Annotated in this window: 3 protein-coding genes and 1 pseudogene; all 4 read left to right on the top strand. The window is 70.6% G+C overall.

What is annotated here, in order from left to right; translation table 11 throughout:
* Positions 1-232 (top strand): annotated as a pseudogene (locus tag SSBG_RS31190) (DNA replication and repair protein RecF); the annotation flags it as partial.
* Positions 229-849: a DUF721 domain-containing protein gene (locus SSBG_RS14395; protein ID WP_234010528.1), complete on the top strand. Its 621-nt coding sequence runs from the start codon at positions 229-231 to the stop codon at positions 847-849. The pseudogene SSBG_RS31190 and the gene SSBG_RS14395, both read left to right, overlap by 4 nt.
* A gap of 1,035 nt (positions 850-1,884) precedes the next feature.
* Positions 1,885-4,065: a DNA topoisomerase (ATP-hydrolyzing) subunit B gene (gene gyrB / locus SSBG_RS14390; RefSeq protein WP_078491305.1), complete on the top strand. Its 2,181-nt coding sequence runs from the start codon at positions 1,885-1,887 to the stop codon at positions 4,063-4,065.
* A gap of 116 nt (positions 4,066-4,181) precedes the next feature.
* The gene (gene gyrA / locus SSBG_RS14385) at positions 4,182-6,806 is read left to right on the top strand and encodes a DNA gyrase subunit A (protein ID WP_008746840.1); all 2,625 of its coding nucleotides are present in this window, start codon (positions 4,182-4,184) and stop codon (positions 6,804-6,806) included.
* The last annotated feature ends 129 nt before the right edge of the window (positions 6,807-6,935 follow it).

The following is a 6,935-nucleotide window of genomic DNA, read 5'->3' as shown; positions in this document are numbered from 1 at the left end:
GCCCTGGGGCCCGCAGCCCGATCCGGGCACCGAGGGGCGGCGCAGCGGCGAGCCGGTCCTGATCCTCGACGACGTCTTCGCCGAACTCGACGCCCGCCGCCGCGACCGCCTCGCCGAGCACGTGGCCCCCGGCGAGCAGGTCCTCGTCACGGCGGCCGTCGAGGAGGACGTGCCCGCGCCGCTCAAGGGCGCCAGGTACGCGGTCGCCGAAGGGACGGTGCGGCGCGTATGAGCGAGGAGCAGGCCGCGGGCGGCCGTCCGCACCAGCCCTCCGGGGCCCACCAGCCGGCGCTCGACGCCGCCGCCGTGCCCGATCAACCGGTACGGCCCGCAGCGAAGCCCGCGCCGAAGACCGCGGGGTCCGGCGCCGACCTCGCCCGCGAGGCCCTGCGCGCCGCCCAGAAGCAGGCCCGCGAACAGGGCCTCGGTGTCCACGCCCGCGGCCCCGAACGCCGGGGCGGCCGGCGCGGGAGCCGCGGCGAGGGACGCGAGCCCCTGTCCTTCGGCGCGGCCATCCACCGCCTCATGTCCGACCGCGGCTGGGAGACCCGCGCCGCCGTCGGCGGGGTCATGAACCGCTGGCCGCAGATCGTCGGCGAGAACGTGGCACGCAACTGCGAGCCGCAGCACTACGACGAGGACGAGCGGGTCCTGCGCATCCGCTGCCACTCCAGCACCTGGGCCGCCGAACTGCGCCTCCTCGCCCCGCAACTCGTCGCCCGCCTCAACGAGGCCCTCGGCCCCGACACCGTGCGCCTGCTGCGCATCGAGGGCCCCACCGCCCCGGCCCGCCGCTACGGCCCCCTCCGCGCCCCCGGCAGCCGGGGAGACCGCGACACCTGGGGATAGGCGGGGAGGCGGCCGCTCCCGCGAGGGTACGGACCCAGCCCACGCTCCTCACGGCACGCCTCGCGGTGCGAAGCGACCTCGCGCGCCGCGCCGTACCGGCTTCGCCCGCGCGCCTCGCGGTGAGGGCCTACGGCACACCCCTCGGCGCGCCGCCCTCGCCCGCTCCTCTCGCGGTACGGGCCCACGCGCACCCCTCGCGGCGCGGGCCCGCCCTGCACATCTCGCCGTACGGGGTCCCGCGCGCGCCTCTTGGCGTGCCCCCCAGCCGTCCGCAGCCCGATCGGTGCCCCCTCGCGTAGCGGCTCGCGCGCCCCCGCTCCGGGACTTCCGCGCGCGCTCGCTCCGGCCCTCCCGTGCTCCCAGCCGCACGCCCCTCGCGGTACCAACCTCGCCCGTACCCCGCGCGGCCCCCCGGCGCTCGCCCCCGATCGTCCACGCGACCGCGATCCGCTCATGTGTCCCTCCCCACCAGGGCCCTGCGGCCTCGGTCCCCCGCACTTTGGCCCCGCCCGCGCCCTCGCCCGCAGCCCCGGGGCGCGCGCGGCGCCCCGGGGCGACCGGGGGACCGTTGCCGTCCTGTCGAAAGGGCTTGCCCGCTCTGTTCTCCGCCTGGTCATAGGGTCTCTGACCTGCGTTTCTTGCGGGTCTGGGCGGGGGAGGCGCGGAGTCGTCACCGGCGGTTGACACCCCGGAGCCGGGCCGAAGCGCTGAGTGCCGCTGTGAGCCCCCTGGAGCCCCGGTCCGTATATGGGGAGTCGGAAGAGGCCGGTTGAGGGCGGCACATGCGTACTCAGCTACCTGCAAACCCTCATCGCTGTCGGCGTTACCGGTAGACTGAGCAGTAATCCCGCTCTCGGGGCGGGGGCTTGACGAGTGACGAGGCATCGACGCTCGGTGAGATCCGTTCCCGTACCACCCGCACCACCTCGCACACCGCGAGACCCGCAAGCTCTCGCGAGCGTTCGCGAGACACCGCACCGCCGACTAACGCCGAGTAGAACGACGCAGCCGCTCCCGCCCTTCGGGTTCAGGTCTGTGCTGTGCCAGAAAGGGCGCTTCGTGGCCGATTCCGGCAACCCCAACGAGAACAATCCGTCGAACCCGGACGAGGACGGCGGCAACGCCGTACCCGCACCGGGGCAGAGCGATGTTTCACGTGAAACATCGGTGGCGGCCGAGTCGGAGGCGGGTGCGGTGAGCGGCGATGTTTCACGTGAAACATCGGGCAGTGCCGAGACCTCCTACGACGCCAACGCGATCACCGTCCTGGAGGGCCTGGACGCGGTCCGCAAGCGCCCGGGCATGTACATCGGCTCGACCGGTGAGCGCGGCCTGCACCACCTCGTCCAGGAGGTCGTGGACAACTCGGTCGACGAGGCCCTCGCCGGGCACGCCGACACGATCGACGTCACGATCCTCCCCGACGGCGGCGTGCGCGTCGTGGACAACGGGCGCGGCATCCCCGTGGGCATCGTGCCCTCGGAGGGGAAGCCGGCCGTCGAGGTCGTGCTGACCGTTCTGCACGCGGGCGGCAAGTTCGGCGGTGGCGGTTACGCGGTCTCCGGCGGTCTGCACGGGGTGGGTGTCTCGGTCGTCAACGCGCTCTCCACGCGTGTCGAGGTCGAGGTGAAGACCGACGGCCACATCTGGACCCAGCAGTACGAGCGCGGCGCGCCCACCGCCCCCCTGCACCAGGGCGAGGCGACCGAGGAGCACGGCACCTCGGTGACCTTCTGGGCCGACGGCGATGTCTTCGAGACGACCGAGTACTCCTTCGAGACGCTCGCGCGCCGCTTCCAGGAGATGGCCTTCCTCAACAAGGGCCTCACCATCAAGCTCACCGACGAGCGCGAGTCGGCGAAGGCCACGGTCGGCGCGGACAGCGCGGAGGTCGTGGACGCGGAGGAGCCGCCGGAGGCCCGTACCGTCACGTACCACTACGAGGGCGGCATCGTCGACTTCGTGAAGTACCTCAACTCCCGCAAGGGCGAGGTCATTCACCCCTCGGTCATCGATGTCGAGGCCGAGGACAAGGAGAAGCTGCTCTCCGTCGAGGTCGCGATGCAGTGGAACGCCGGGTACACGGAGGGGGTCTACTCCTTCGCGAACACGATCCACACGCACGAGGGCGGTACGCACGAGGAGGGCTTCCGCGGCGCGCTGACGACGATCGTCAACAAGTACGCGCGCGACAAGAAGCTGCTCCGCGAGAAGGACGGCAACCTCACGGGCGACGACATCCGCGAGGGCCTGACGGCGATCATCTCCGTCAAGCTCGGCGAGCCGCAGTTCGAGGGCCAGACGAAGACGAAGCTCGGCAACACCGAGGCCCGTACCTTCGTGCAGAAGATCGTCTACGAGCGTCTCGCGGACTGGTTCGACCGGAACCCGAACGAAGCCTCCGACATCATCCGCAAGGGCATCTCCGCCGCGACCGCCCGTGTCGCCGCCCGCAAGGCGCGCGACCTCACGCGCCGCAAGGGCCTGCTGGAGACGGCCTCGCTCCCGGGGAAGCTCTCCGACTGCCAGTCGAACGACCCGACCAAGTGCGAGATCTTCATCGTGGAGGGGGACTCCGCCGGTGGTTCGGCGAAGTCCGGGCGCGACCCGATGTACCAGGCGATCCTGCCGATCCGCGGCAAGATCCTGAACGTCGAGAAGGCCCGCGTCGACAAGATCCTCCACAATCAGGAGATCCAGGCGCTCATCTCGGCGTTCGGCGCCGGGGTGCACGAGGACTTCGACATCGAGAAGCTCCGCTACCACAAGATCATCCTGATGGCGGACGCCGATGTCGACGGGCAGCACATCAACACGCTGCTGCTGACCTTTCTCTTCCGCTTCATGCGCCCGCTGGTCGAGTCCGGGCACGTCTACCTCTCGCGTCCCCCGCTCTACAAGATCAAGTGGGGCAAGGACGACGTGGACTACGCCTACTCCGACCGCGAGCGGGACGCGCTCATCGCCCTGGGCCGCGAGAACGGCAAGCGGCTCCGCGAAGGCGCTGTGCAGCGCTTCAAGGGCCTCGGCGAGATGGACGCCGAGGAACTGCGCGTGACGACGATGGACCAGGACCACCGCGTCCTCGGCCAGGTCACGCTCGACGACGCCGCTCAGGCAGACGACCTCTTCTCCGTCCTCATGGGCGAGGACGTCGAGGCGCGCCGCCAGTTCATCCAGCGCAACGCCAAGGACGTCCGCTTCCTCGACATCTAGGCATCCCCCTCCGGTGTCCGGCGGCCCGCGCGCCGCCGGACACCGGGGCCGGGCCCCGCGGCACGGGGCCGGAGAGACCCTGGACAGCGAGCAGGCCGAAAGGACCAGTACGGCACATGGCCGACGAGAACACCCCCACCCCCGACGAGGAGCCCACCGGGCCGATCCCCGGCGCCGACGACGGCGCCGCGGGCCTCGCGATGCGCGTCGAGCCCGTCGGGCTCGAAACCGAGATGCAGCGCTCCTATCTCGACTACGCGATGTCGGTCATCGTCTCGCGTGCGCTGCCCGACGTGCGGGACGGGCTCAAGCCCGTGCACCGCCGCGTGCTCTACGCCATGTACGACGGCGGGTACCGGCCCGAGAAGGGCTTCTACAAGTGCGCCCGCGTCGTCGGCGACGTCATGGGCAACTACCACCCGCACGGTGACTCCTCGATCTACGACGCCCTCGTGCGCCTCGCCCAGACCTGGTCGATGCGGATGCCGCTCGTGGACTCCAACGGCAACTTCGGCTCCCCGGGCAACGACCCGGCCGCCGCGATGCGGTACACCGAGTGCAAGATGGCCCCCCTCTCGATGGAGATGGTGCGGGACATCGACGAGGAGACCGTCGACTTCTCGGACAACTACGACGGCCGCTCCCAGGAGCCGGACGTCCTGCCCTCGCGCTTCCCGAACCTGCTGATCAACGGCTCGGCGGGTATCGCGGTCGGCATGGCGACCAACATCCCCCCGCACAACCTGCGCGAGGTCGCGGCCGGTGCCCAGTGGTACCTGGAGCACCCCGAGGCGAGCAACGAGGAGCTGCTCGACGCGCTCATCGAGCGGATCAAGGGCCCCGACTTCCCGACGGGCGCCCTCGTGGTCGGCCGCAAGGGCATCGAGGAGGCGTACCGGACCGGGCGCGGCTCCATCCCGATGCGCGCGGTCGTGGAGGTCGAGGAGATCCAGAACCGGCAGTGCCTCGTCGTCACCGAGCTGCCGTACCAGGTCAACCCCGACAACCTCGCCCAGAAGATCGCCGACCTGGTCAAGGACGGCAAGATCGGCGGCATCGCCGACGTCCGGGACGAGACCTCCTCGCGCACCGGTCAGCGCCTCGTCGTCGTCCTCAAGCGGGACGCGGTCGCGAAGGTCGTCCTCAACAACCTGTTCAAGCACACCGATCTCCAGACCAACTTCAGCGCGAACATGCTGGCCCTGGTCGACGGGGTGCCGCGCACGCTCTCCCTCGACGCCTTCATCCGGCACTGGGTCACGCACCAGATCGAGGTCATCGTCCGGCGCACCCGCTTCCGGCTGCGCAAGGCCGAGGAGCGCGCCCACATCCTGCGCGGTCTGCTCAAGGCGCTCGACGCGATTGACGAGGTCATCGCGCTGATCCGGCGCAGCGAGACCGTCGAGGACGCGCGCGGCGGCCTGATGGGCCTCCTGGAGATCGACGAGATCCAGGCGAACGCGATCCTGGAGATGCAGCTCCGCCGTCTCGCGGCCCTGGAGCGGCAGAAGCTCATGCAGGAGCACGACGAGCTCCAGCGGCGCATTGACGAGTACCACGCGATCCTGGCCTCGCCCGAGCGGCAGCGGCAGATCGTCAGCGACGAACTCGGCCAGATCGTGGACAAGTTCGGCGACGACCGCCGCAGTCAGCTCGTGCCCTTCGACGGCGACATGTCCATGGAGGACCTGATCGCCGAGGAGGACATCGTCGTCACGATCAGCCGCAGCGGTTACGTCAAGCGGACCCGTACCGATGACTACCGGTCCCAGAAGCGCGGCGGGAAGGGGGTGCGCGGCGCGAAGCTCAAGGAGGACGACATCGTCGACCACTTCTTCGTCACCACGACGCACCACTGGCTGCTCTTCTTCACCAACAAGGGCCGGGTCTACCGGGCGAAGGCGTACGAGCTGCCGGACGCCGGGCGGGACGCGCGCGGTCAGCACGTCGCGAACCTGCTCGCCTTCCAGCCGGACGAGTCGATCGCGCAGATCCTCGCGATCAGGGACTACGACGCGGCCCCGTACCTGGTCCTCGCGACCCAGGGCGGGCTGGTCAAGAAGACCTCGCTCAAGGACTACGACTCGCCCCGCTCGGGCGGTGTCATCGCGATCAACCTGCGCGAGACCGACAACGGTGCCGACGACGAGCTGATCGGCGCCGAGCTGGTCTCGGCCGACGACGACCTGCTGCTCATCAGCAAGAAGGCGCAGTCGATCCGGTTCACCGCGACCGACGACACCCTGCGCCCGATGGGCCGCGCCACCTCCGGCGTGAAGGGCATGAGTTTCCGGGACGGGGACGAACTGCTCTCGATGAATGTCGTGCGTCCGGGTACGTTCGTCTTCACCGCGACCGACGGCGGCTACGCGAAGCGCAGCCCCGTGGACGAGTACCGGGTCCAGGGACGTGGCGGCCTCGGCATCAAGGCTGCGAAGATCGTCGAGGACCGGGGTTCGCTCGTCGGTGCGCTGGTGGTCGAGGAGACGGATGAGATCCTCGCCATCACGCTCGGGGGCGGTGTGATTCGCACGCGAGTCAATGAGATCAGGCAGACGGGCCGTGACACCATGGGCGTCCAACTGATCAACCTGGGCAAGCGCGATGCCGTCGTGGCCGTCGCGCGCAACGCCGAGGCGGGACGCGAGGCCGAAGAGGTCGAGGCGGCCGGCCCCGACGACGAGCCCCAGGCGGACCCGGCCGAGGGCACGGCTGAGGGCACGGAGCCCTCGGCCGAATAGGCGCGAGGAGTGAGGACGTGACTGGAACCACGGGTGCGGGCACCAGCGGGACCCCGCCGGAGGGGGCCCGTGGTTCCGGGAGCGGCAGACGCCGGCGCGCACCGGATTCCCAGGGGGGAACAGTGACCG

Origin of the sequence: Streptomyces sp. SPB074 (assembly GCF_000154905.1) — a bacterium.
GTDB lineage: Bacteria > Actinomycetota > Actinomycetes > Streptomycetales > Streptomycetaceae > Streptomyces.
The sequence above is the reverse complement of the archived record's forward strand: the minus strand, read 5'-3'. Positions and strand labels throughout refer to the sequence as shown.